A 3282-nucleotide genomic window follows, 5' to 3' on the forward strand; every position below is an offset into this window, starting at 1 on the left:
GTGCTGCGGCGTCTCCCGCTCAGGACGCGGGTGAGTCCGCCGCTCGCCCGGGTGGGCGGCTCGGCGGTCCGTGCGATCCTTGGGGGACACCCGACCACCGACCGAAAGCCCAAGCGTGACTGCCACCGACCGTTCCCTCGAGCTCACCCGCGTCGCCGCCCAGGCCGCCGCCGACAAGCTCGCCCACGACGTCATCGCGTACGACGTCAGCGACGTGCTCTCCATCACGGACGCCTTCCTCGTCGCCTCCGCGCCCAACGACCGCCAGGTCAAGTCGATCGTCGACGAGATCGAGGAGAAGCTGCGCGACGAGTGCGGCGCCAAGCCGATCCGCCGCGAGGGCGACCGCGACGCCCGCTGGATCCTGCTCGACTACATGGACATCGTCGTGCACGTCCAGCACAGCGAGGAGCGGGTCTTCTACGCGCTCGAGCGCCTGTGGAAGGACTGCCCCGAGATCGATCTCCCCGAGGACGCCAAGGCCACCCAGGGCAAGGGCGCGGAGCACGCGAAGCAGCTGGCCCGCGAGGCCGACCTGGACGGTGAGCTGAACTGACCGCCAAGAGCTTCCAGAACGCGTCCGCCGGCCGCAACCGCCGCATCATCCTGTGGCGGCACGGGCAGACCGCGTGGAACGTCGAGCGCCGCTTCCAGGGCACCACGGACATCGAGCTGACCGAGGCCGGCCGCGAGCAGGCCCGGCGGGCCGCCCGGCTGCTCGCCTCGCTCGGACCGGACGCGATCATCGCCTCCGACCTGCGGCGCGCGGTGGACACCGCGGGCGAGCTCGCCGCCCTGACCGGCCTCGGCGTCACCCACGACGAGGGGCTGCGCGAGACCTACGCCGGCGAGTGGCAGGGCCTCACCCACGAGGAGATCATCGAGCGCTACCCCGAGCAGTACGCCGCCTGGAAGCGCGGCGAGGCCGTGCGGCGCGGCGGCGGCGAGCTGGAGACCGAGGTCGCCGACCGGGCCGCCCCCGTCGTGCTGCGGCACGCCGACAAGCTGCCCGACGGCGGCGTCCTCGTCGTCGCCAGCCACGGCGGCACCCTGCGCACCACCATCGGCCGGCTGCTCGGCCTGGAGGCGCACCACTGGGAGGGGCTCGGCGGGCTCTCCAACTGCTGCTGGTCGGTCCTCGGCGAGGGCGCCCGTGGCTGGCGGCTCCTGGAGCACAACGCCGGCTCGCTGCCCCAGCCGGTGCTCGGCGACGACGCCTGACGGCGGGTGCGGAACCGCTTCGGCGGGCCGCGGAAGCGGATTTCACTTTTCCGCCGGCCGCAGGCTAGAGTTCTTCTTGTTCGCAGCGCGGAGCGCGAAGAACACGAGGGGCTATAGCTCAGTTGGTAGAGCGCCTGCATGGCATGCAGGAGGTCAGGAGTTCAATTCTCCTTAGCTCCACGTCCCGAAGATCCCGTCCTCGTCCCGAGGGCGGGATCTTCCGCGTCCGCACCCTGGGTGCGAAAGCGGTACGGAGGTCACGCTGACCCCGTCGCGCGGCCGTGGCAGAATCGTCGGGCCGGAAGGGGGCTGCACATCGCTACCGGAAACCACGACCTCGACCGCCCGGCCGGCCGTCCCGTACGCGGCGCCCGCGCCCAGGGCCGGAGCTGACGCATGGGATCCCACAGGCGGAAGTGCGACTGGTGCGGCAGCGGCACGCCCATCGTCCGCGACATGGAGCCGGTCAACACCGACTACCAGTACTGGTGCGAGGAATGCGCCAGGGCGCTGATCATAAAGGGCGACCCCATCGAGACCTACCGGGAGCTCGAAGGGGAGCCGATCTACGGGCGGCTGCTGGACGAGCACTGCACGCTCAAGCGCTTCTACTCCTTCGCGACCGCGTGAGCACCGGCACCAGCGCCAACAGGCAGGCCGCGGCGAGCGGGTAGAGCGCCGAGAGCAGCATCTGGCCGCCGTGCTGGGCCAGTTCGGGCCGCGCGTCCCCGTGCGGCACCAGCCACAGCGCGTACCCGTAGAAGACCGCCGCCGTCGCGCCCGCCGCCGTCCGGGCCCAGGGGGTGCGCCGCCGTATCGCCTCCGTGCCGAGGAGCAGCAGGACGGGCACGCACCACACCCAGTGGTGCGACCAGGACACCGGGCTCACCAGGAGCGCGGTCAGCCCGCAGGCGGCCGCCGCCCAGGCCCGCCGGCCGCGCAGCGCCGCGGTCACCGCGACGGCGAGTCCGCCCGCGGCCGCCGGCAGGGCGAGCGCGTACCACCAGAGCCCGGGGTCGCCGGTGTGCAGCAGCCGGGCGAGGACGCCCCGCAGGGACTGGTTCGCGGTCTCCTCGGCGTGGCCGACCCGGCCCGCGGCGAAGACGATCCGCGTCCAGAACCGCTGCGAGTCCGCCGGGAGCACGACGGCGGTCGCCGCGGTGACGGCCAGGAAGGCGCCCGCCGCGACCGCCGCCCGCCGCAGCCACGGCTGCCCGTCGCCGCCGCGCCGGAGCCGGACGAGGCCGGTGACCAGCAGGAAGACGGCGAAGAGCGCCGGCGTCAGCTTGATCGCGGCGGCGATCCCGATGCCGACGCCCGCCCACCGGGAGCGGTCGGCGCGGGAGAGGTCCCACAGCACCAGGACGGCGAGCAGCAGGTTGATCTGCCCGTAGCGCAGCGTCGTCCACACCGGCTCGCACCAGACGGCGAGCGCGCTCAGGGTGAGCGTCAGGGACAGGTTCGGACGGCGGTCCGCAAGCCGCAGCGACAGGTGCACCAGCGCGACGAGCAGGCCGAGGTTGGCGGCGGTCGCCACGGCGCGCATCGTGCCGTCGACGAGGAGCGTCAGCGGGGTGAACAGCAGCGCGGCGAACGGCGGGTACGTCATGGGCAGGTCCGCGTCCCCGACCCGCAGCGCGTACAGGTCGGCGCCGTCCAGCACCGCCCGGCCCTCCGCGCGGTAGACCGCCAGGTCGATCATCGACACCTCGGCGAACCGCTGGGCGGCGACGAAGACCAGGAAGGACAGGGCGCAGACGGCGACGGCGGCCGGCGCGGCGGGCGGGGCGAGGGCCGTCCGTACGCGCCGGGAGGCGGAGTGGGTGATCGCGGACACGAGCGCCGACGCTACCGGTCGGCCGGAGACGGCGGGCAACCGTCCCGGGGGTACGGGGAAACGATTTGGTGGATGGCCGGGGAGCCCGTTAATGTTGGCGACGTCGCCGGGGGGAACCCCGGAAGACGCGCAAGGGGCTATAGCTCAGTTGGTAGAGCGCCTGCATGGCATGCAGGAGGTCAGGAGTTCAATTCTCCTTAGCTCCACACCCCAAGGATCCCGCC

At 72.9% G+C, this 3282-nt stretch carries 4 protein-coding genes and 2 tRNA genes; 5 read left to right on the forward strand and 1 reads right to left on the reverse strand.

What is annotated here, in order from left to right; all coding sequences use genetic code 11:
* Nucleotides 1-115 precede the first annotated feature (115 nt).
* The 4 genes from rsfS (at nucleotide 116) to ACFWEG_RS28720 (ending at nucleotide 1851) form a co-directional block, all read left to right on the forward strand.
* Entirely contained in the window at nucleotides 116-556 is a 441-nt protein-coding gene (gene rsfS, locus ACFWEG_RS28705; protein WP_387220959.1) for a ribosome silencing factor, read from the forward strand.
* Nucleotides 553-1221 carry a histidine phosphatase family protein gene (locus tag ACFWEG_RS28710; RefSeq protein ID WP_387220964.1) on the forward strand — a complete coding sequence of 223 codons (669 nt, stop codon included), beginning with the start codon at nucleotides 553-555 and terminating at the stop codon, nucleotides 1219-1221. The genes rsfS and ACFWEG_RS28710 overlap by 4 nt, the downstream gene beginning before the upstream one ends.
* A gap of 107 nt (nucleotides 1222-1328) precedes the next feature.
* A tRNA-Ala gene (locus tag ACFWEG_RS28715) sits at nucleotides 1329-1401 on the forward strand.
* A gap of 216 nt (nucleotides 1402-1617) precedes the next feature.
* Nucleotides 1618-1851: a hypothetical protein gene (locus tag ACFWEG_RS28720; protein WP_387220962.1), complete on the forward strand. Its 234-nt coding sequence runs from the start codon at nucleotides 1618-1620 to the stop codon at nucleotides 1849-1851.
* Here the strand turns inward: ACFWEG_RS28720 and ACFWEG_RS28725 are convergent.
* Nucleotides 1820-3049, reverse strand: a complete 1230-nt coding sequence (locus tag ACFWEG_RS28725) for a glycosyltransferase 87 family protein (RefSeq protein WP_387220966.1) — start codon at nucleotides 3047-3049, stop codon at nucleotides 1820-1822. The genes ACFWEG_RS28720 and ACFWEG_RS28725 overlap by 32 nt on opposite strands.
* 142 nt (nucleotides 3050-3191) lie before the next feature.
* Between ACFWEG_RS28725 and ACFWEG_RS28730 the strand changes: the two genes are divergently transcribed.
* Nucleotides 3192-3264: transfer RNA gene (locus tag ACFWEG_RS28730), tRNA-Ala, on the forward strand.
* The last annotated feature ends 18 nt before the right edge of the window (nucleotides 3265-3282 follow it).

Source organism: Streptomyces sp. NPDC060194 (genome assembly GCF_042728285.1).
Lineage (GTDB): Bacteria > Actinomycetota > Actinomycetes > Streptomycetales > Streptomycetaceae > Streptomyces.